Below are 20,131 nucleotides of genomic sequence, written 5' to 3'. Positions count from 1 at the left end.
GGGTGACACTGACCCTGCGGCAGACGGTCCTGCTCTGCGCGGCGCTGAGCCTGTGCGCGCTGCTCGCCGTCCCCGGCAACTTCCCGGGCCTCGGCGGCGACGCCCGGCTCACCCTCTGCGTGTTCGCGCTCGCGACCTGCGCCTGGATCGGCACGCCGATCGACGACACGTACATCGCGCTCGGCGCCGGGCTCGCGCTCACCGCCACCGGCGTCATCAGCAGCGACACCCTCTTCGGCACGCTCGGGGACGACACGGTGTGGCTGCTGATCTGCGCGTTCGTCCTCGCGGCCGCCGTCGCGCGCAGCGGGCTCGCGGGGCGTGCGGCGGCGTTCCTGGTCGGCGGGGCGCGCACCGTACGGCAGCTGACGCATCTGACGACCGCCGCGCTCGTCGTCACGGCCTTCGCGGTGCCCGCCACGTCCGGCCGCGCCGCCCTCGCGCTGCCCGTCTTCCTCGCGCTCGCCAAGGCGCTCGCCGACCGGAGACGACTGGTCGTGATGCTGGCGCTGCTGTTCCCCACCGTGATCCTGCTGTCCGCGGTCGCGACCCTGATCGGCGCGGGCGCGCATCTGATCACGGTGTCCGTCCTGTGGGAGAGCACCGGGGACGAGATCGGCTTCGCGCAGTGGCTGCTGCTCGGGCTGCCGCTGGCGATCGCGTCGTCCCATCTCGCCGCCGAGACCGTACTCCTGACGACGACCCGCCGCGCCGACCGCACGGCCCCCGTCGCCCTCACCGCCGACCGGATCCAGGAACACCTGGAGGACCCCGGCCATCGCGTCACCGGCCCCTGGAACCCCGCCGAGACGCGCTGCGCACTGCTCCTCGCCACGGTCGTCGCCCTGTGGTGCAGCGAACCGCTGCACCACGTGCCGCCCGCCGTGGTCGCGCTGATCGGCGCGGTAGTGGCGGCGTCGCCCGCGCTCGGCACCGTACGGCTCAAGGACGCCCTGAAGACCGTGCCGTGGTCGCTGCTCCTGTTCATGGCGGCGACGATGGCGATGGGCGTCGCGCTCGCCGAGTCGGGCGCGGCGCGGTGGCTGGTGTCGGGCCTGCCGGCCGACCTGCCGCCCTGGCTGTTCCTGGCCGCCGTGATCGCGCTCAGCACGGCGGCCCACCTCGTCCTGCAGTCCCGCTCGGCCCGCTCGTCCGTCCTGGTCCCCCTGGTGGTGGCCGCGGCCGTGAGCTCCGGCGTGAACCCGGTCGCGGCGGCCCTCGCGTCCACGGCGGCCGCGGGCTTCTGCCACACCCTGCCCGCGTCGGCGAAGCCGGTGACCCTCTTCGCCGAGATCCCCGGCGTCCCCACCTACACCTCCCGCGACCTCCTCCGCCTCTCCGCCGTCCTGGCCCCCCTGACGGCGGCGCTCGTCCTGCTGTTCGCGGTGGCGGTGTGGCCGCTGCTGGGCGTGCCGGTGTCGCGGTGAGGGCCCCTCTCACCCCGCCCATCACCCCTCACCCCTCACCCCTCACCCCTCACCCCGCCCAACACCCGTCCCCCACCAAGGAGCCCCCCATGCCCCTGACCCAAGTAGCCATCGCCCCCAGCGGCTTCAAGGAGTCCCTGTCCGCGCAGGCCGCCGCCGAGGCCATTGCCGTCGGCGTGCGCCGCGTCGTGCCCGACGCCGTGGTCGACCTGATCCCGCTGGTGGACGGCGGCGAAGGCACCGCCAAGGCGCTCGCCACGACCCCCGGCGGGCGGCTCGTCGCGCTGCCCGCGACCGGCCCGGTCGGCGAGCGCATCGGCACCCACTTCGCGCTGCTCGACTCCGGCCGCACCGCCGTCGTCGAGATGGCCGCGGCGGCGGGGCTCGGCCTGGTGCCGCGGGACCTGCGCGACCCGGGGGCCACCACGACGTACGGCGTGGGTGAGCTGATCCGGGCCGCGCTCGACACGGGCGCGCGCCGCGTGCTCGTCGGCTGCGGCGACTCCGGTACGTCGGACGGCGGCGCCGGCGCCCTCCAGGCCCTCGGCGTCCGGCTCCTGGACGGCGACGGGTGGGAACTCCCGCGCGGCGGCCGGGAGTTGTCGCGTCTGCACCACATCGACGCGACCCACCTCGACCCGCGCCTGGCCGCGACCGAGCTCCTCGTCGCCTGCAACCCGCACAACGTCCTGTGCGGCGAGCACGGCGTGGCCCGCGTCTTCGGCCCGCAGAAGGGCGCGACCCCGACCCAGGTGGAGGAGCTCGCGGCGGGCCTCGAACACTGGGCGTACATCCTGACCCGGGACCTGGGCCTCAGCGTCGACCTCTTCCGGGGCCCCGGCACCGGCGCGTCCGGCGGCCTCGGCGCGGGCCTCGCAGCGCTCGGGGGCCGGCTGCTCCCGCGCTTCGACGTGTTCCTGGACCAGGTCGACCTGGACGCCCGGCTCGCCCGCGCCGACCTGGTCGTCACCGCCGAGGGCGCCCTCGACCACCAGACGCCCCGCGGCAAGGTCCCGGCCGAAGTGGCCCGCCGTGCCAAGCGGTCCGGCCGCCCGGTCCTGGCGCTCGCGGGCACCATCGGCGAGGGCGCGCACCTGGTGCGGGCGGAGGGCGTGGACGCGTACAGCGCCATCCTGCCCGCACCGGTGTCGCTGACGGAGGCCCTGGGCCGCGGGGCCGAGTTCCTCACCGACGCGACCGAACGGGCGCTCAGGATGATCCAGCTCGGCTCACGCCTCCCGGCCCCGGCAGAGGGTCACGCGGCGGATCAGGCGGCGGTGTCCGGCACGCAACGCCCGTCCTCCGTACGGTAGTTCCACCGCGCACCGTCGGCGACGAGCTCCTTGACGGCCCGTACGAACCGCTCCACGTGCTCGTCGGGGGTGCCCGCGCCGAAGCTCACCCGGATGGCGTTGAGCGACCGTTCGCCGGGCGCGGCCTCCGGGGCGCCGCACTCGCCGGGCTCGTCGGGCTCGCTGCCGAGCAGGGTGCGCACCAGCGGGTGCGCACAGAAGAGCCCGTCGCGCACGCCGATCCCGTACTCGGCGGACAGCGCGGCCGCGAAGTGCGAGCTGTTCCACCCGTCCACGACGAACGAGATGACGCCCACGCGCGGCGCGTCGTCCCCGAACAGCGAGAGCACCCGCACCTGCGGCACCTCGGCGAGCCCGTCCCGCACCGCGCGGATCAGGTGCCGCTCGCGCTCGACGAGCGCGTCGAACCCGGCGTCCCGCAGGGCCTTGCAGGCGGAGGCGATGGAGTAGACCCCGATGACGTTGGGCGAGCCGGCCTCGTGCCGCGCCGCCGAGTCGTGCCACTCGACGTCCACTCCCCCGTCGGTGCGCCGCGTCACCTTCCGCGAGGCGCCGCCGCCCGCGAGGTAGGGCTCGGCGCCGCGCAGCCAGTCGGCCCGCCCGGCGAGCACGCCGGAGCCGAACGGCGCGTACAGCTTGTGCCCGGAGAAGGCGACCCAGTCGACGTCCAACTCCCGTACGGAGACGGGGTGGTGGGGCGCGAGCTGGGCGGCGTCGAGGACGATCCGGGCGCCGTGCGCGTGCGCGGCGGCGGCCAGCTCGCGCACCGGCCACAGCTCGCCCGTCACGTTCGACGCGCCGGTCACGCACACCAGGGCGGGACCGTAGGGCTCGCGGTCGGCGAGGGCGCGCTCCAGGGTCCGGACGGCTTCCTCGTGGGTGCGGGGGGCGTTCAGGTAGGTGACGCGGGCGTCGCGCCACGGAAGGAGCGAGGCGTGGTGCTCGGTCTCGAAGACGAAGACCTGGCAGTCGGCGGGGACGACGGCGGCGAGCAGGTTGAGCGAGTCGGTGGTGGACCGAGTGAAGATCACCTGGTCCCCGTCCCGGCAGTCGAGGAACTCCGCGACGGCCTGCCGCGAGTTCTCGAAGAGGTCGGTGGACAGCTGCGACAGATATCCGGCGCCGCGGTGCACGCTGCCGTAGTACGGCGCGTACGCGGCCACGTCGTCCCACACCCGCTGCAGGGCCGGCGCGCTGGCCGCGTAGTCGAGCGCGGCGTACGTCACCTCGCCGCCGGTGACGAGGGGGACGGTGACATCACGGCCGAGCACGGGCAGCGGCTCGGCGCAGCAGGGGTCGGCGGACTCGGCGGACTTCGCGGCGGACTCGGTGACAGCGGTGGTGGCAGGCATGGCGAACTCCCGTAGAAGGCAAGCGACATCGCTGCGCCGGACCTCGGTCGACGGAACCCGTCAGGACCGGTCGACGGCACAGGAGAGAAAGGGTGAAAGGGGGTACGGAAACGGGGCCCGAGGCCCTATCGCATTCGCTGGCTCACGAGACTGCTCCCTCGACGACCAGGACCCCTGGTGACGCGAGGGGTCCGCGCTTGCGGTGAACCTTGCTGTCCACCGCCTGGTCTTCACCCGGGGCACCCCGCCACGGACGGAGGGTTGCCGAACAGCGGGCCGGGGCCGTAGTCGCTGTTACTCATGACCTGCGCAGCATCTTGCCACACGATCTTCAAGGCGCAACACCGCAGTCCAGGATCCGGACTGCGGTGTGCGCCACACCCGAAGGGCGCTCAGCGGTTGCTGGCCGCGACCCAGCGCGCGAGCGCGGCCCGCGCCGCGCCCGAGTCGATCGACTCCGCGGCCTTCGCCATGCCGGCCTTGAGCTGCGCCACCAGAGTGGCGTCGCCCGGCTCCAGGGCGACGAGCGCCGCCGCCGCGTTCAGCAGCACCGCGTCCCGCACCGGTCCGGTCTCCCCGTCGAGGAGCCGCCGCGCGACCTCCGCGTTGTACGAGGCGTCGGCGCCCCGCAGCGCCTCGACCGGGACCAGGCCGATGCCGACGTCCCGCGGGTCGAAGGCCTCCTCGCGGACGCCCCCTTCGCGTACCACCCACACCCGGGACGTGGCCGTCGTGGTGAGCTCGTCGAGGCCGTCGTCGCCGCGGAAGACGAGCGCCGACGAGCCGCGCTCGGCGAGGACGCCGGCGAGGATCGGCGCCATCCGCGTGTCGGCCACGCCGGTGGCCTGCGCCCGCACCCGGGCGGGGTTGGTGAGCGGGCCGAGGAAGTTGAACGTCGTCCGGATGCCCAGCTCGCGCCGCGCGGGCGCGACGTGCCGCAGCGCGGGGTGGAACTTCACCGCGAAGCAGAAGGTGATGCCGGCCTCGTCCGCGACCTGCCGCACCCGCTCCGGCGTCAGCTCCAGGTTGACGCCGAGCTTCTCCAGGACGTCGGAGGCCCCGGACGCGCTGGACGCCGCGCGGTTGCCGTGCTTGACGACCTTCGCGCCGGTCCCGGCGACGACGATCGCGGACATGGTGGAGATGTTCACGGTCTTGGCGCCGTCGCCGCCGGTGCCGACGATGTCGACGGTCGGGCCCGGCACGTCGATCACATGGGCGTGCGCGTACATCGCCCGTACCAGACCGGTGATCTCCTCCACGGTCTCGCCCTTGGCGCGCAGGGCCACCGCGAAGGCGGCGATCTGCGCGTCCGACGCCTCGCCGCGCATGATGCGGTCCATCGCCCAGGCCGTGTCGTCGGCGCTCTGGTCGCGCCCTTCGAGCAGTCCGTTCAGCACGTCGGGCCAGGAACGGGCCGCCGCGGTGTCGCCTCCTGCGGGGGTCACAGCGCTCATGGCCGCTCCTGGGTTCGTAGACGAAGACATCCCAAGCACTTGGGGTGGGTCCACCCTATCCAGCCCCGGGCACGGCAAAGAGCCCCGTCCATGCACTGGACGGGGCTCTTGCCGTGGCGACCGTGAGGTCGGAGCGTCAGCTCAGAAGGCGATCAGTGGTGGCCGTGACCGCTGGTGATCTCCTTGTACTCCTCGACCGTGGGCTTGGGGATCTGGCTGTCCTCGCCGTACATGCCCTCGGACAGCTTGGCCCGCAGCTTCTGCGCGCCCTTCACCTTGCGCTCCACGCCGTTCTCGTCGACCGTCGGGCCGATCTCGACCGGCTTGTACTGCTCGTGCGCGGTGAGGGTGTGCAGCTTCTCCTGGTCGAGCGGCTCGTGCACTTCGATGAACTCGCCGTGCGGCAGGCGCTTGATGATGCCGGACTCGCGCCCGTGAAGCACCTTGTCCTTGTCGCGCCGCTGGAGGCCCAGGCAGATCCGCTTGGTGACGACGAACGCGATGACCGGTCCGACGAAGAAGAAGATCCGGACGAACCAGGTGATGGCGTTCAGCGACAGGTGGAAGTGCGTGGCCCACAGGTCGTTTCCACCACCGACCAGCATCACCATGTACGCGGTGATCCAGGCGACACCGAAGGCGGTACGGGTCGGGGCGTTGCGCGGGCGGTCCAGGATGTGGTGCTCGCGCTTGTCGCCGGTGACCCAGGACTCGATGAACGGGTAGACCGCGATGGCCACCAGGACCAGCGGGAAGATGATCAGCGGGATGAACACGCCCAGGACCAGCGTGTGGCCCCAGAGGTTGATCTCCCAGCCCGGCATGACACGGATCAGACCCTCGGCGAAGCCCATGTACCAGTCGGGCTGGGCGCCGGTGGACACCTGGTCCGGGCGGTACGGGCCGAGCGCCCAGATCGGGTTGATCGAGGCGATCGCCGCGATGGCCGCGATGATGCCGAAGACCAGGAAGAAGAAGCCTCCGGCCTTGGCCATGTAGACCGGGAGCAGCGGCATGCCGACGACGTTCTTGTTGGTCTTGCCGGGGCCCGCGAACTGCGTGTGCTTGTGGTAGAAGACCAGGATCAGGTGCGCCACCACGAGGCCGAGCATGATGCCCGGCAGCAGCAGGATGTGGACCGAGTAGAACCGGGCCACGAAGTCGCCGCCGGGGAACTCGCCGCCGAACAGGAACATCGAGATGTACGTGCCGACGATCGGCACCGACAGGATCGCGCCCTGCATGAAGCGGACACCGGTGCCGGAGAGCAGGTCGTCCGGGAGCGAGTAACCGGTGAAGCCGGTGAACATGCCGAGGACGAACAGCAGGAAGCCGAACAGCCAGTTGACCTCACGCGGCTTGCGGAACGCGCCGGTGAAGAACACGCGCATCATGTGCACGAACATGCCGGCGAGGAAGATCAGCGCCGCCCAGTGGTGGATCTGCCGGATCAGCAGACCACCGCGCACATCGAAGGAGATGTGCATGGTCGAGTTGAACGCCTCGGACATCAGCTGGCCCTGCAGGGGCACGTAGCTGCCGTGGTACTCCACCTCGTTCATCGACGGGTGGAAGAACAGCGTCAGATACACACCCGTGAGGATGATGATGATGAAGCTGTAGAGGCAGATCTCACCGAGCATGAAGGACCAGTGGTCCGGGAAGATCTTGCGCATGTTGGCCTTGGCCAGGGAGTAGATCCCCAGGCGGCCGTCGGCCCAGTCGGCGACCCGCTCACCGGCGGGCGCTTTCTTGCGGCTGTCGGCCGACGCGGCCGACGCCGCTGGCGACGTGTTGTTCTCGGTGCTCATCCGCGCTCCCAGAAGGCAGGACCGACGGGCTCTTCGAAGTCGCCGAGCGCCTCGAGGTAGCCCTCCTCGTTCACGCCGATGCGCAGCTGCGGCAGCGCGTGACCGGCCGGGCCGAAGATCACTCGGGCACCGTCGGAGAGGTCGAAGGTGGACTGGTGGCACGGGCAGAGGACGTGGTGCGTCTGCTGCTCGTACAGGGAGATCGGGCAGCCCACGTGGGTGCAGATCTTGGAGTACGCGACGACGCCTTCGTGCGACCACTCCAGCTCGCGCTTGTCCTTGATGTCGGCCGGCTGGAGCCGGACGATCATCAGGGCGGCCTTGGCGATCTGGGTCTGGAAGTCGTGGTCGTGCTCCTCGAGGCCCTCCGGCTTGGCGAAGGTGAGGGAGCCCACGGCGACGTCCGAGGGGCGCAGCGGCTCGTTCGTGTTCATGTTCACGAGCAGCTTGCCCTTGGACCACAGCGTGTGCCGCAGCTTGTCCTCCGGCAGCGGACCGAGGTCACGCAGCAGGACGACACCGGAGAGCGGTACGAGGGTGAGGGCGCCGAACATCGTGTTGCGGATCAGCTTGCGGCGGCCGATCGCCGACTCCTTCGCGCCCTGCGCGAAGTCGTCGAGGACCTTGGCCTTGACCTCGGGCTCGGCCTCGATCGGGTGCCGCTCGTCGGCGATCTCCACGTCGGACATCAGGGTGCGGGCCCAGTGGACCGCGCCCGCGCCGATGCAGAAGAGCGCGATGCCGAGGGTCATGCCGAGCGCGAAGTTGAGCGCGCTGATGTGCCCGATCGGCCAGATGTAGACGTTCTTGTCGACCGGGAACGCCACGTACGAGGCGATGAAGCCGACGGTGGCGAGCATCGACACCGTGAACAGCAGGGCGACCGTGCGCTCGGAGCGCTTGGCGGCCTGCTCGTCGATGTCCTGGACGCGGTGCTCGTGGGGCGGCAGCCCGGGGTCCGCGAACGGGTTGTCCGTGCCTGCAACCTCCCCCACCCTCAACTTCGTTCGGGCGGGGGTGCCCCCTCCCGCACCGTGCTCGGATTCCTGCGCGCTGGGCAGGTTCTCTTCTGGGGTTTCTTGGCTGCTCATGACTTCTTGGCCTTTGCGGTCCGGGCGGCGACCCACACGGCGGTCGCGATCAGCGCGCCGAGGCCGAAGATCCAGGCGAACAGGCCCTCGCTGACCGGTCCGAGACCGCCCAGCTTGAGACCGCCCGGGCTCTCGGTCTTCTCACCGTTGACCGCGTCGATGTACGCGATGATTTCCTTCTTGTTCTTCTCCGGCATCGTGGTGTCGGGGAAGGACGGCATGTTCTGCGGGCCGGTCTGCATGGCCTCGTAGATGTGCTTCGGGCTGACGCCCTCGAGGCTCGGCGCGAACTTGCCGTGGGTCAGCGCGCCACCCTCACCGGTGAAGTTGTGGCACTGCGCGCAGTTCGTACGGAACAGCTCGCCGCCCTTGGCGATGTCGGCGCCCTCGGGGCTGACCTGCTTCTTGGTCGGCACGGAGGGACCGGCGCCGAGCGAGGCGACGTACGCGGCCAGCTGGTCGATCTCGGCCTGGCTGTAGATGACCTTCTTCTTCGGCGCCTGGGCGCCCTGCTGCTGCAGCGGCATGCGGCCGGTGCCGACCTGGAAGTCGACGGCTGCGGCGCCGACGCCCACCAGGCTCGGGCCGTCGGTGGTGCCCTGACCGCCGGTTCCGTGGCAGCTGGAGCAGCCCACGGCATAGAGCTTCTTGCCCTCGTCGATGGCGAGGGACTGAGCGGTTTCGTCGGCCTGCGCCTTGTCCGCCGGCGCGAACGCGGCGTACAGCCCCCCGGTGGCCGCCAGCGCGAGGAGTAGAACGACGACCGCCGCCAGCGGATGGCGTCGTCGTGCGGAGAGCTTTTTCACGGATTACCCCGGTGTCAGGATCTTCTGCGTCGATGCTTCTGGACTGTGTCGGATGGTCGGGTGCCCGGCGGGCCGGGACCCCTCGCCCGACTACTTGATCATGTAGATCGTGGCGAAGAGGCCGATCCAGACGACATCGACGAAGTGCCAGTAGTAGGACACGACGATGGCGGCGGTCGCCTGCTCGTGGGTGAACCTACGGGCCGCGTACGTGCGGCCGAGGACCAGCAGGAAGGCGATGAGACCACCCGTCACATGCAGTCCGTGGAAACCGGTGGTCAGGTAGAACACCGAGCCGTACGGGTCCGACGAGAGCGAAAGGCCCTCGTGCTTGACCAGCTCGGTGTACTCGAAGACCTGGCCGCCGATGAAGATCGCACCCATGATGAAGGTGACGATGAACCACATCCGGAGCTTCTTCACATCACCGCGCTCGGCGGCGAAAACGCCGAGCTGACAGGTGAGGGAGGAGAGGACCAGGATCGTGGTGTTGGTCGCCGAGAACGGGAAGTTCAGGGCATCGGCCATTTCCTTCCAGTGGTCGGGACCGGTCACCGATCGCAGGGTGAAGTACATCGCGAAGAGGGCCGCGAAGAACATCAGCTCGGAACTCAGCCAGATGATGGTTCCGACGCTGGTGAGGTTCGGTCGATTGACCGGCGGGTGCGCGTGCCCGGTGTCTACTGTCGTTGCTGTCGCCACGACCGACATTATGTCGGTCGCTTATCCCGCCCTCACCCCGGGGGGTCCCGTTCGGAGTGTCTGCGGCGTGTGTCCTGCCCGGATGGCCCATCGGAGCACCGTCCGAACCGGTGTTGACGGGGTGTCGGGAGGAGTAGCATCCGCGCGAGATCCCTCGACGATGCGGAGGAACCATGCAGCCGACCGCCACGGTGCTGGTCTACAGCGACGACGCGAGCACCCGAGAGCAGATCCGCCTCGCCACCGGGCGCAGGCCGGCCACCGATGTTCCCGAGGTCCGCTTCGTCGAGTGCGCGACGCTCCCGGCGGTCCTGAAGGAGCTCGATCAGGGCGGTATCGACGTCTGCGTCCTTGACGGCGAGGCCGTTCCCGCGGGCGGGATGGGCGTGTGCCGGCAGATCAAGGACGAGGTCTTCCAGGCTCCGCCGGTGCTGCTGCTCATGGGGCGGCCGCAGGACGCCTGGCTGGCCACGTGGAGCCGTGCGGAGGCGGCGGTGACCTTGCCGGTCGAGCCCGTCGAGTTTGCCTCCGCGTTGGCCTCTCTGCTGCGGTCTCGGGCCGCCCTGAGCGCCTGATAGCTCGGTTCCCTCTGCCGTCTGGCGGGTGCGGGTCGTTTTGGGTTGCTCGCGCCCCGCGGCGGAGCCGCAAATGTCACAGCCCCGCGCCCCTTCGGGGCACGGCCCGCCCTCCCCCGCTCAGCCCCGTCAGACCGACTCGGGGCGCAGTCGCGCGTTGTCCTCCGGACGGGTGCCTTCTCTGGTGCCCTCCAGGAGGGCGCTGCCCTTGCGCCACTTCTTCCAGCTCACGTTCCAGTCGCCGTAGCCGTTGCCGAACGGGTCCATGTCGGCGCCGTAGCTGTTGACGACCTCCACGATGTCGCCGGGGCGGACGGTCTCGTAGAACCAGGCGGCGTTGCCCGTGCTCATGCCGGTGCAGCCGTGGCTGGTGTTCTCGTAGCCCTGGGAGCCCACCGACCAGGGGGCCGCGTGGACGTACTCGCCGCTGTCGGTGACCCTGGTCGCGTAGTAGACCATCTTGTCGTAGAAGTCCGAGGCGCCGATGCTGGCGCTGGTCATGCGGACCACGTACTCCTTGCCGAGCACCACCTTGATGCCGTTGCGCGTGGAGTAGCCGGGCTTGCCGGTGGTCACCGGCATGGAGTTGATCTCCTCGCCGTTGCGGTAGACCGTCATCCAGTGCGATGAGGCGTCCGTCACGGCCACGATCTTGTCGCCGGTGGTCAGCTTCAGCGGCTTGGCCTCGGCGCCCCAGAGCCTGTCGGTGACCTTGACGCCCTCCAGGTTGCTGCGCGCGGTGATGGTGGCGTGGGTGGGCCAGTACTCCTTGGGGCGGTAGTGCAGCGTCCTGCTGTCCACCCAGTGCCAGGCGCCCTCCGTGGCGGGCTGCGACTGGACCTTGAGCGCCCGCTCCACGACGGCCCTGGCCTCCTTGGCCTTGACGGGGGCGCTGAGCTTCGCCGTGACGGGCTGGCCGACGCCGTACTTGCCCGCGTCGGGGCCGAAGGTGACCTTCAGGCGGCGCTTCTTCTCGGGGGTCGCGGTGTCGAAGGACATGACCTTGCGGCCGGGTGCGCCCTCGTCGTCCTCCGTGCTGACCCGCACCGTGTAGTGGGCGCCCGCCGCGAGGGGCGCCGTGCTGTGCCAGCGGGAGCCGTCGGCGGTGAGCTCGCCCGCCACGTACCGGCCCATCTGGTCGGTGGCCGTGACGTCCGTGATGCGCCCGTCGTCGCCCTGTGCGGTGACTTCCAGGGGCTTGTCCGGGTCGGCCTTCCCGCTGCTGCCCGCGGGGCCGTTGAAGGCGATCTGGCTCGCCGCGTCGTACGGCTTGGCCGAGAGCGGATGACCGTCGAAGCCGCAGGCCGCGGTGCCCGCGCCGAGGGCGACCACCAGCAGGGTGCAGCTGAGTACCGTGCGGATTCGCGGTGAGTGTCTCATGAGCACACGGTATGAAGGTTCATCAAGTCCGGCGCGCGGAGTGACCCGTACGAGGTCCCCCGGACGGCCGAGTGGACGGCTGAGTGAACGGCCGGGGAAAAGCCCGAGGGGCCCGGACGCTCCTGACGGAGTGTCCGGGCCCCTCGGGGCCGTGCGTGCGGGAGACCTACTGGGTCTGGTTCTCGCCGCGGTAGTACTCGAAGACCCAGCCCCACAGGCCGATCAGGATGATCGGGGCCGAGAAGTAGAGCAGCCACCAGCCGAAGACGACGCCCATGAAGGCGAGCGCGCCACCGACGGCCAGGGAGAGCGGCTGCCAGCTGTGCGGGCTGAAGAAGCCCACCTCGCCGGCCTCGTCCGCGACGTCGGCTTCCTTGTTGTCCTGCGCGGCAGCGTCGACCCGCCGGGCCGTGAAGGCCAGGTAGTAGCCGATCATGATGCACAGGCCGAAGGCCAGGAAGAGCGCGGTGGTACCGGCGGGCTCCTTCGACCACCAGCCATAGACGATCGCCATGGCCAGTACGAAGACGCTCAGCCAGATGAACATCTTGCCCTGGATCTTCACTTGCCGGCCTCCTTGTTGCCAGCGAGGGCCTTCTCGCCGTGACCGGCGTTCTCGAGCTGGTCGAGTGCGGCGATCTCCGGGTGGTGCAGGTCGAACGCCGGGGATTCGCTACGGATGCGCGGCAGCGTGAGGAAGTTGTGCCGCGGCGGCGGGCAGGACGTGGCCCACTCCAGGGAGCGGCCGTAGCCCCACGGGTCGTCGACCTCGATCTTCTTGCCGTACTTGGCGGTCTTCCAGACGTTGTAGAAGAACGGCAGGATCGACAGGCCGAGCAGGAACGAGGCGATCGTCGAGATCGTGTTCAGGGCGGTGAAGCCGTCGGCGTCGAGGTAGTCCGCGTAACGCCGCGGCATGCCCTCGGCACCCAGCCAGTGCTGCACCAGGAACGTGCCGTGGAAGCCCACGAACAGCGTCCAGAACGTGATCTTGCCGAGCCGCTCGTCCAGCATCTTGCCGGTGAACTTGGGCCACCAGAAGTGGAATCCGGCGAACATCGCGAACACCACGGTGCCGAAGATGACGTAGTGGAAGTGCGCGACCACGAAGTACGAGTCCGACACGTGGAAGTCCATCGGCGGCGACGCCAGGATGACGCCGGTCAGACCACCGAAGGTGAAGGTGATCAGGAAGCCGATCGCCCAGAGCATCGGGGTCTCGAAACTCAAGGACCCCTTCCACATCGTTCCGATCCAGTTGAAGAACTTCACGCCTGTCGGTACGGCGATGAGGAACGTCATGAAGGAGAAGAACGGAAGCAGTACGCCGCCTGTGACGTACATGTGGTGCGCCCACACCGTCACGGAAAGACCGGCGATCGCGATGGTCGCGCCGACCAGGCCCATGTAGCCGAACATCGGCTTCCGGGAGAAGACCGGAATGACCTCGGAAATGATTCCGAAGAATGGTAGGGCGATGATGTACACCTCTGGGTGTCCGAAGAACCAGAAGAGGTGTTGCCATAGCAGCGCGCCGCCATTGCCGGCGTCGAAGATATGGGCGCCGAACTTGCGGTCCGCCTCCAGGGCGAACAGGGCGGCCGCGAGGACCGGGAAGGCGAGCAGGACCAGGACACCGGTCAGCAGCACGTTCCACGTGAAGATCGGCATGCGGAACATCGTCATGCCGGGTGCGCGCATGCAGATGATCGTGGTGATGAAGTTGACCGAGCCGAGGATCGTGCCGAAGCCGGAGAAGGCCAGACCCATGATCCACATGTCGGCGCCGATGCCCGGGCTGCGGACCGCGTCCGACAGCGGGCTGTAGGCGAACCAGCCGAAGTCGGCCGCGCCGTTCGGCGTCAGGAAGCCGCCCACCGCGATGAGCGAGCCGAACAGGTACAGCCAGTAGGCGAACATGTTCAGGCGCGGGAACGCCACGTCGGGCGCGCCGATCTGGAGCGGCATGATCCAGTTCGCGAAGCCCGCGAACAGCGGCGTCGCGAACATCAGCAGCATGATCGTGCCGTGCATCGTGAACGCCTGGTTGAACTGCTCGTTCGACATGATCTGCGTACCCGGGCGGGCGAGCTCGGCGCGCATGAAGAGCGCCATGACGCCGCCGATGCAGAAGAACGCGAACGACGTGACCAGATAGAGCGTGCCGATCGTCTTGTGGTCAGTGGTGGTCAGCCACTTGACGACGACATTTCCCGGCTGCTTGCGCCTGACCGGCAGTTCGTTCTCGTACGAGTCGTCTGCTGCCGCGGCACCCTGGGGTTCGTTGAGGATGCTCACAGTTGGTTCGTCTCCCGGTTCTTCTCGTGGCCCGTCTGCTCGATGCCGGCCGGGATGTAACCGGTCTGGTTCTTCTTCGCGAGGTCCTCGAGGTGCTTCTTGTAGCGCTCGGGAGAGACGACCTTGACGTTGAAGAGCATCCGGGAGTGGTCGACGCCGCAGAGCTCGGCGCACTTGCCCATGAAGGTGCCCTCCTTGTTCGGAGTCACCTCGAAGGCGTTGGTGTGGCCCGGGATGACGTCCTGCTTCATGAGGAACGGCACCACCCAGAAGGAGTGGATGACGTCACGCGAAGTGAGGACGAAGCGGACCTTCTCGCCCTTGGGGAGCCAGAGGGTCGGGCCCGGGTTGCCGGTCTGCGGGTTCCGCTCACCCGGCGTACCGACCTCGTAGACCCCGCCCGCCTTCTTCGGGAAGTCCTCCCGGAAGCGGTCCGGGATGGCCGCGAGGTCCTTGGACGTGCGGGCGTTGTCCTTGGTGGACCCCGGCACGTCCTCGATGTAGTTGAAGCCCCAGCTCCACTGGTAGCCGACCACGTTGACCGTGTGGGCCGGCTTGTCGTCGAGCGCGAGGAGCTTCGACTCGTCGCGGGCGGTGAAGTAGAAGAGCACCGAGACGATGATGAGAGGAACCACCGTGTACAGCGCCTCGATGGGCATGTTGTAGCGGGTCTGCGGAGGGACCTCCACCTTGGTGCGGCTGCGCCGGTGGAAGATGACGCTCCACAGGATCAGGCCCCAGACCAGCACGCCCGTGGCGAGCGCAGCCGCCCACGAGCCCTGCCAGAGGGAGAGGATCCGCGGAGCCTCCTCCGTGACCGGGGTCGGCATACCCAGGCGGGGAAAGTCCTTGTATGTGCAACCGGTGGCGGTTACCAGGACCAGGCCCGCAGTCAGTGCCTGCAGCAGCTTCCGCCGCATCGGGCGCCGCGGCGAGCGGTCGGAGCCGTTGGGACTCACGTAGCGCCTTCCCGAGAGTCTCGCCCGCGCGGTGTGGCTGCGGCCTTCTCGCTGGTCGGTCGCCGCCCTGCGTCGGGCAGGGGTTTGGATGTTTATGCGGACCAAACCCTACTGGACGCTATTTGGGGTCGCGCGGGGAGGGTGCCTAACGCGCCGCGGGTCACTCTGAAGGGGTGGGATGCCCCTCCGGGGAGCGGAATCTGACGGGGGCTTGGGGCGCCATCCGACTCGGCGCGTTCTGCTCGTGGGCGAGTGCGGGTCCACTCCGGCTGGTCGCGCCCACGCGGCGGAGCCGCACAATGTCACAGCCCCGCGCCCCTGCGGGGCGCGGCCCCGGCGGGGGGCTTTCTCGGCCGGACGATTTAGCGTTGCCGCGTGACGTACTTCGATGTGGCCTCGTCCGCTCCCCTTCATCCCGTTGCCCGGCAGGCGCTCCAGGCGTCCCTCGATGAGGGGTGGGCCGACCCGGCGCGGCTGTACCGGGAAGGGCGGCGGGCGCGGATGCTGCTTGACGCCGCTCGGGAGGCGGCCGCGGAGGCCGTGGGGTGCCGGGCGGACGAGCTCGTGTTCACCTCGTCCGGTACGCGGGCGCTGTACGACGGCATGGCGGGCGCGCTCGCCGGGCGCCGTCGGGTGGGGCGGCACCTCGTGGTGTCCGCCGTGGAGCACTCGGCGGTGCTCCATTCGGCGGCGGCCCACGAGGGTGCGGGCGGGGCGGTGACCGAGGTCGCCGTGGACCGGGGCGGGGCGGTGCGCCCGGAGGCGTACGCGGCCGCGCTCCGCGAGGACACCGCGCTCGCCTGTCTGCAGTCCGCCAACCACGAGGTCGGCACCCGGCAGCCGGTCGCGGAGGTCGCCGAGGCGTGCCGGGCGGCCGGGGTGCCGCTGCTCGTGGACGCGGCGCAGTCGCTGGCCTGGGGGCCGGTGGCGGGCGACTGGTCGCTGCTCGCCGCGAGTGCGCACAAGTGGGGCGGTCCTGCGGGGGTGGGGCTGCTCGTGGTGCGCAAGGGGGTGCGGTTCGCGCCGCAAGGGCCGGTGGACGAGCGGGAGTCGGGGCGCTCGGCCGGGTTCGAGAACATTCCGGGCATCGTGGCGGCGGCGGCCGCGCTGCGGGCGGTGCGGGCCGAGGCGGCGGGGGCCGAGGCGCGGCTGCGGGAGCTGACGGAGCGGATCAGGGCGCGGGTGCCGGAGCTCGTGCCGGACGTGGAGGTCGTCGGCGACCCGGTGCGCCGCCTGCCCCACCTCGTCACCTTCTCCTGTCTCTATGTCGACGGAGAGACCTTGCTGCACGAGCTGGACCGCGCGGGCTTCTCGGTCTCCTCCGGCTCCTCGTGCACGAGCAGCACGCTGACGCCGAGCCATGTGCTCAAGGCGATGGGCGTGGTCAGCGAGGGCAACGTCCGCGTTTCCCTGCCCCTGGGCACGGAGGCGGCGGAGGTCGAGCGCTTCCTGGACGTCCTGCCCGGGGCGGTGGCCGGCGTCCGCGAGAAGCTCGGCGCCCCCGTCGCCGCCGCGGCCACGGCGAGCCTGGACTCTCTCACCGTCGACGCCCTCGGCGAGCGCTGCCCGCACCCCGTCATCGAGCTGGCCAAGGCCCTCCCCCGCGTCCGCGTGGGCGGCACGGTCACCGTCCTGGCGGACGACGAGGTGGCGGCGGTGGACATCCCGGCGTGGTGCTGGACGCAGAAGCAGGAGTACGAGGGTGCGCAGGCGCGCGAGCGGGGGGTGGCCTACGTGGTCCGCCGTCTCAGCTAGCGTTTTTCCCCGCCCACCCGCCCCTTTGTAGGGGTGGGTGGGCGGGGAAAAATCCGCCGCGGAGCGGCGGAGCACCCCCACGGCGGGAAGCCGGACGATCAGCCCAGGTGGGCCTGGACCTCCGCGGCGGCGGCGTCGCCGTACGCCTTGGTGAAGCGCTCCATGAACGAGCTGCGCCGCAGTTCGTACTCCTGGGTGCCGGTGGTCTCGATGACCAGGGTCGCGAGCATGCAGCCCACCTGGGCCGCGCGCTCGTGGGAGACGCCCCAGGCGAGGCCGGACAGGAAGCCCGCGCGGAACGCGTCGCCGACGCCGGTCGGCTCGACCTTAGCCTCCTCCTCCGGCACGCCGACCTCGATCGGGTCCTGGCCGACGGCCTCGATGCGCACGCCGTTGGCGCCGAGGGTCGTGACGCGGTGGCCGACCTTGGCGAGGATCTCGGCGTCGCTCCAGCCGGTCTTGGACTCGATGAGCCCCTTCTCGTACTCGTTGGAGAAGAGGAAGGTCGCGCCGTCCAGGAGGGTGCGGATGTCGTCGCCGGTCATGCGGGCGATCTGCTGGGAGAAGTCCGCGGCGAAGGGGATCTGCCGCGTCTTGCACTCCTCCGTGTGGCGCAGCATCGCCTCGGGGTCGTCGGCGCCGATCAGCACGAGGTCGAGGCCGCCGACGCGGTCGGCGACGGTCTTCAGCTCGATGTAGCGGGCCTCGCTCATCGCGCCGGTGTAGAAGGAGCCGATCTGGTTGTGGTCGGCGTCGGTGGTGCAGACGAAGCGGGCGGTGTGCAGCGTCTCGGAGATCCGGACCGACGCGGTGTCCACGCCGTGCCGGTCGAGCCAGGCCCGGTACTCGTCGAAGTCGGAGCCCGCGGCGCCGACCAGGATCGGGTGCGTCCCGAGCTGGCCCATGCCGAAGCTGATGTTGGCCCCGACGCCGCCACGGCGTACGTCGAGGGCGTCGACGAGGAAGGACAGGGAGACCGTGTGCAGCTGGTCGGCCACGAGCTGGTCGGCGAAGCGGCCGGGGAAGGACATGAGGTGGTCGGTGGCGATGGAGCCGGTGACTGCGATACGCACGGCGGGAAGCTCCTGCAGCGAGGCGAGGGGTTGACGGTTAACGCTATCCGGTCGAACAGCCATCATTGAACTGGCCAAAAATACCCAATAGTAGGTCTTTCTCCATCGGGTGAGCGGTGCATACGGTTCCGGTATGGCCGTTATCCCGAAGATCTCGAAGCACAGCGTCCCGCAGCACCCCTCCGAGCACGCTCCAGAAAGCCTGGAGTCGCTGCGCGGCGACTGCGCCCGCATGGTCCCGCACTGGGCGGTGCCCGCCGTGCCGGCGGCCGGGCCCGTGCCGCTGTCGCTGATCCACGGGGTCACGGTCCCGGCCGCGTCCGCGCGGCTCATCGACGGCATGTCGGAGTACGGGGACTGAGGCGGGAACCGGGCGCTCCCCCGCCGCGTCCCATCGCTGTCCCCTGTCGAGGGGATGCCATATACGACCTCGATCCGTGTATGGATTCCAGGACAGCTGGGCGTTCTAAGGAGCGATGCGGTGAGCACCGAGCAGACGCAGGACGAACGACGACGGCGGCGTTCCCCGCTGATGGTCGCCTCGGTCGCGGCCGCGGTGCTGCTTGCGGGCGGCGGCGGGGCGTATCTGGCGACGGCGTCGTCCGGTGACGGCGGCGGCCGGGACGCCACGGCGGGCGACGGCGGCGATCCGCCGCCGCTTGCCCTGGACGGGTACACGGACGGACACCAGGAGCGGTCGGAGCCCGGCACCGGCGGCACCGGCGACCCGGAGGGCATCGCTCCGGGCGAGCCCGACCCGAGCGGGGCGACGTACAAGCCCGTCGGCGAGCTGCCCGACGGGCCGGATTCAGCCGCCGTGTACGAGCCGCGCGGCGAGGTCACCAAGGAGCAGGTGGCGCGTCTCGCCAAGGCGCTCGGCCTGTCGGGGACGCCGACCGCGCAGGGCGGCGCCTGGCGGATCGGCCCCGCCAACGACGGCTCGGGGCCGTCCCTCCAGGTGGCGAGGAAGGCGCCCGGCACCTGGACCTTCAGCCGGAACGTGCCCGTGAGCGGCGACAACTGCCTGAAGGGCAAGCCGTGTTCGACGAAGCCGACCGCCCCGGACCGCCCGCACCCGGACGACAGCGGCGACGCGGTGAGCGAGCGGGCCGCGAAGAAGGCGGCGGCGCCCGTCCTGAAGGCGCTCGGCCAGGACGACGCGAAGCTGGACGCGCGCCAGCTCATGGGTTCCGTACGGGTGGTGAACGCCGACCCGGAGGTGGGCGGCCTGCCGACGTACGGCTGGTCGACGGGGATCCAGGTCGACGCCGACGGGAAGGTGGCGGGCGGCAGCGGCAACGTACTGGCGCCGCACAAGGGCGCCACGTACCCCGTCGTCTCCGCCGAGAAGGCCCTCGACCTGCTGAACAAGCAGGGCAGGGGCGACGGCCGCGTGGGCATCGGCGGCTGTGCGACGCCGGTGCCGCACGCGGACGGCGGCAGGACCGGGACCGGGGACGGGGGCAGCGGGCCCGGCAAGGACGAGGGGACGCGCTGCGTGCCGGAGCCCGTGCCGCCGAAGCCGAGGCCGATCGCCGTCGAGGACGCCACGTTCGGCCTGGCCTCGCAGTTCGTGGCCGGGCGCCAGACGCTGGTGCCGTCGTGGCTGTTCGCGGTGAAGCCGCAGGGCGCGAAGGACGCCTTCACGGTGACGCATCCGGCGGTGGACCCGAAGTATCTGACGTGGCCCGGGGACGGCGTACCGACGCCCCGGCCCACCGACAGGCCGGGCGACCCGGGCACCCGCACGCACCAGATGAAGATCGACGGCTACAGCGCCGAGGGCCGGGATCTGACGGTGCACTTCACGGGCGGCGTGTGCGGCACGTACGCGGTGACGGCCGAGGAGAACGAGTCGCTGGTCAGCGTGAAGGTGACCGAGACCACGAAGAAGGACACCGTGTGCGTCGCGATGGCGCAGTTCTACACGCTGAAGGTGCGCCTCGCCGAGCCGCTCGGCGACCGGAAGGTCGTCACCACCGGGGGCAAGGCGGTGCCGCGCGACAAGGGCGAGGTGAAGGGCGAGCCCGCACCGCGGTCGTAACCCCGGACACCCCGGATACCCCGGATACCCCAGACGCACGAAGGCGGCGGCTCCCCGCAGGGGAACCGCCGCCTTCGTACGTCCCACC

At 70.4% G+C, this 20,131-nt stretch carries 17 protein-coding genes and 1 riboswitch; of the genes, 6 read left to right on the top strand and 11 right to left on the bottom strand.

Going from position 1 to position 20,131, the window contains the following annotated elements; translation table 11 throughout:
- Nucleotides 1-2: 2 nt before the first annotated feature.
- Both ACFWZ5_RS31285 and ACFWZ5_RS31280 read left to right on the top strand, forming a co-directional pair.
- Complete coding sequence (locus ACFWZ5_RS31285) at nt 3-1,427, top strand: SLC13 family permease (protein WP_384796219.1); 1,425 nt, start codon at nt 3-5, stop codon at nt 1,425-1,427.
- A gap of 89 nt (nt 1,428-1,516) precedes the next feature.
- On the top strand, nt 1,517-2,740 hold the full coding sequence (locus tag ACFWZ5_RS31280) for a glycerate kinase (protein WP_384796217.1): 1,224 nt from the start codon (nt 1,517-1,519) through the stop codon (nt 2,738-2,740).
- Here ACFWZ5_RS31280 and ACFWZ5_RS31275 read toward each other — a convergent pair.
- From ACFWZ5_RS31275 to ACFWZ5_RS31250, 6 genes are all read right to left on the bottom strand, one after another.
- Nucleotides 2,695-4,092 (bottom strand): aminotransferase class V-fold PLP-dependent enzyme, encoded by a 1,398-nt coding sequence (locus tag ACFWZ5_RS31275; protein WP_384796215.1) that lies wholly within the window; start codon nt 4,090-4,092, stop codon nt 2,695-2,697. The two genes, ACFWZ5_RS31280 and ACFWZ5_RS31275, sit on opposite strands and share 46 nt — an antisense overlap.
- Before the next feature lie 188 nt (nt 4,093-4,280).
- Nucleotides 4,281-4,398, bottom strand: a riboswitch (SAM riboswitch).
- 86 nt (nt 4,399-4,484) lie between these two features.
- Nucleotides 4,485-5,549 carry an anthranilate phosphoribosyltransferase gene (trpD, locus tag ACFWZ5_RS31270; protein WP_384796213.1) on the bottom strand — a complete coding sequence of 355 codons (1,065 nt, stop codon included), beginning with the start codon at nt 5,547-5,549 and terminating at the stop codon, nt 4,485-4,487.
- A gap of 152 nt (nt 5,550-5,701) precedes the next feature.
- On the bottom strand, nt 5,702-7,360 hold the full coding sequence (locus ACFWZ5_RS31265) for a cytochrome bc complex cytochrome b subunit (protein WP_384796211.1): 1,659 nt from the start codon (nt 7,358-7,360) through the stop codon (nt 5,702-5,704).
- Entirely contained in the window at nt 7,357-8,451 is a 1,095-nt protein-coding gene (locus tag ACFWZ5_RS31260) for a Rieske 2Fe-2S domain-containing protein (protein WP_384796209.1), read from the bottom strand. Before ACFWZ5_RS31260 ends, ACFWZ5_RS31265 begins: the two co-directional genes overlap by 4 nt.
- Complete coding sequence (locus ACFWZ5_RS31255) at nt 8,448-9,257, bottom strand: c-type cytochrome (RefSeq protein ID WP_384796207.1); 810 nt, start codon at nt 9,255-9,257, stop codon at nt 8,448-8,450. The genes ACFWZ5_RS31260 and ACFWZ5_RS31255 overlap by 4 nt, the downstream gene beginning before the upstream one ends.
- 90 nt (nt 9,258-9,347) lie before the next feature.
- On the bottom strand, nt 9,348-9,968 hold the full coding sequence (locus tag ACFWZ5_RS31250; protein ID WP_138959294.1) for a heme-copper oxidase subunit III: 621 nt from the start codon (nt 9,966-9,968) through the stop codon (nt 9,348-9,350).
- Nucleotides 9,969-10,132: 164 nt separating this feature from the next.
- Here ACFWZ5_RS31250 and ACFWZ5_RS31245 point away from each other — a divergent pair, with 164 nt between their 5' ends.
- The gene (locus ACFWZ5_RS31245; protein ID WP_384796204.1) at nt 10,133-10,534 is read left to right on the top strand and encodes a hypothetical protein; all 402 of its coding nucleotides are present in this window, start codon (nt 10,133-10,135) and stop codon (nt 10,532-10,534) included.
- 129 nt (nt 10,535-10,663) lie between these two features.
- Here ACFWZ5_RS31245 and ACFWZ5_RS31240 read toward each other — a convergent pair whose 3' ends face one another.
- From ACFWZ5_RS31240 to coxB, 4 genes are all read right to left on the bottom strand, one after another.
- Nucleotides 10,664-11,914: an Ig-like domain-containing protein gene (locus ACFWZ5_RS31240; protein WP_384796202.1), complete on the bottom strand. Its 1,251-nt coding sequence runs from the start codon at nt 11,912-11,914 to the stop codon at nt 10,664-10,666.
- Between the two features lie 166 nt (nt 11,915-12,080).
- Nucleotides 12,081-12,479 (bottom strand): cytochrome c oxidase subunit 4, encoded by a 399-nt coding sequence (locus ACFWZ5_RS31235; RefSeq protein ID WP_384796200.1) that lies wholly within the window; start codon nt 12,477-12,479, stop codon nt 12,081-12,083.
- Complete coding sequence (gene ctaD / locus ACFWZ5_RS31230; RefSeq protein ID WP_384796198.1) at nt 12,476-14,212, bottom strand: cytochrome c oxidase subunit I; 1,737 nt, start codon at nt 14,210-14,212, stop codon at nt 12,476-12,478. Before ctaD ends, ACFWZ5_RS31235 begins: the two co-directional genes overlap by 4 nt.
- Nucleotides 14,209-15,171 carry a cytochrome c oxidase subunit II gene (gene coxB / locus ACFWZ5_RS31225; RefSeq protein ID WP_384796196.1) on the bottom strand — a complete coding sequence of 321 codons (963 nt, stop codon included), beginning with the start codon at nt 15,169-15,171 and terminating at the stop codon, nt 14,209-14,211. Before coxB ends, ctaD begins: the two co-directional genes overlap by 4 nt.
- 375 nt (nt 15,172-15,546) lie before the next feature.
- On the opposite strand from coxB, the gene ACFWZ5_RS31220 reads away from it, so the two are divergent.
- A complete protein-coding gene (locus tag ACFWZ5_RS31220; protein ID WP_384796194.1) occupies nt 15,547-16,926 on the top strand; it encodes a cysteine desulfurase/sulfurtransferase TusA family protein in 1,380 nt (459 codons plus the stop codon).
- A 98-nt stretch (nt 16,927-17,024) separates the two neighbouring features.
- On the opposite strand, the gene ACFWZ5_RS31215 is transcribed toward ACFWZ5_RS31220, so the two are convergent.
- On the bottom strand, nt 17,025-17,999 hold the full coding sequence (locus tag ACFWZ5_RS31215) for a carbohydrate kinase family protein (protein WP_384796192.1): 975 nt from the start codon (nt 17,997-17,999) through the stop codon (nt 17,025-17,027).
- A gap of 133 nt (nt 18,000-18,132) precedes the next feature.
- Between ACFWZ5_RS31215 and ACFWZ5_RS31210 the strand changes: the two genes are divergently transcribed.
- Together ACFWZ5_RS31210 and ACFWZ5_RS31205 are read left to right on the top strand one after the other, a co-directional pair.
- Nucleotides 18,133-18,360, top strand: coding sequence for a hypothetical protein (locus tag ACFWZ5_RS31210; RefSeq protein ID WP_384796190.1), 228 nt, complete (start codon nt 18,133-18,135; stop codon nt 18,358-18,360).
- 120 nt (nt 18,361-18,480) lie between these two features.
- Nucleotides 18,481-20,043: a hypothetical protein gene (locus tag ACFWZ5_RS31205; protein WP_384891610.1), complete on the top strand. Its 1,563-nt coding sequence runs from the start codon at nt 18,481-18,483 to the stop codon at nt 20,041-20,043.
- Nucleotides 20,044-20,131: the final 88 nt, after the last annotated feature.

The sequence above is a fragment of the Streptomyces sp. NPDC059003 genome, assembly GCF_042740445.1.
Lineage (GTDB): Bacteria > Actinomycetota > Actinomycetes > Streptomycetales > Streptomycetaceae > Streptomyces.
This window is presented reverse-complemented; position numbering and strand designations above follow the sequence as displayed.

Excerpts from the sequence above, each read along its gene's own strand:
- ACFWZ5_RS31280 (WP_384796217.1), top strand. The coding sequence starts at position 1,517 with ATGCCCCTGACCCAAGTAGCCATCGCCCCCAGCGGCTTCAAGGAGTCC.
- trpD (WP_384796213.1), bottom strand. The coding sequence starts at position 5,549 with ATGAGCGCTGTGACCCCCGCAGGAGGCGACACCGCGGCGGCCCGTTCC.
- ACFWZ5_RS31275 (WP_384796215.1), bottom strand. The coding sequence starts at position 4,092 with ATGCCTGCCACCACCGCTGTCACCGAGTCCGCCGCGAAGTCCGCCGAG.
- ACFWZ5_RS31250 (WP_138959294.1), bottom strand. The coding sequence starts at position 9,968 with ATGTCGGTCGTGGCGACAGCAACGACAGTAGACACCGGGCACGCGCAC.
- ACFWZ5_RS31210 (WP_384796190.1), top strand. The coding sequence starts at position 18,133 with ATGGCCGTTATCCCGAAGATCTCGAAGCACAGCGTCCCGCAGCACCCC.
- ACFWZ5_RS31265 (WP_384796211.1), bottom strand. The coding sequence starts at position 7,360 with ATGAGCACCGAGAACAACACGTCGCCAGCGGCGTCGGCCGCGTCGGCC.
- ACFWZ5_RS31245 (WP_384796204.1), top strand. The coding sequence starts at position 10,133 with ATGCAGCCGACCGCCACGGTGCTGGTCTACAGCGACGACGCGAGCACC.
- ACFWZ5_RS31240 (WP_384796202.1), bottom strand. The coding sequence starts at position 11,914 with ATGAGACACTCACCGCGAATCCGCACGGTACTCAGCTGCACCCTGCTG.
- ACFWZ5_RS31260 (WP_384796209.1), bottom strand. The coding sequence starts at position 8,451 with ATGAGCAGCCAAGAAACCCCAGAAGAGAACCTGCCCAGCGCGCAGGAA.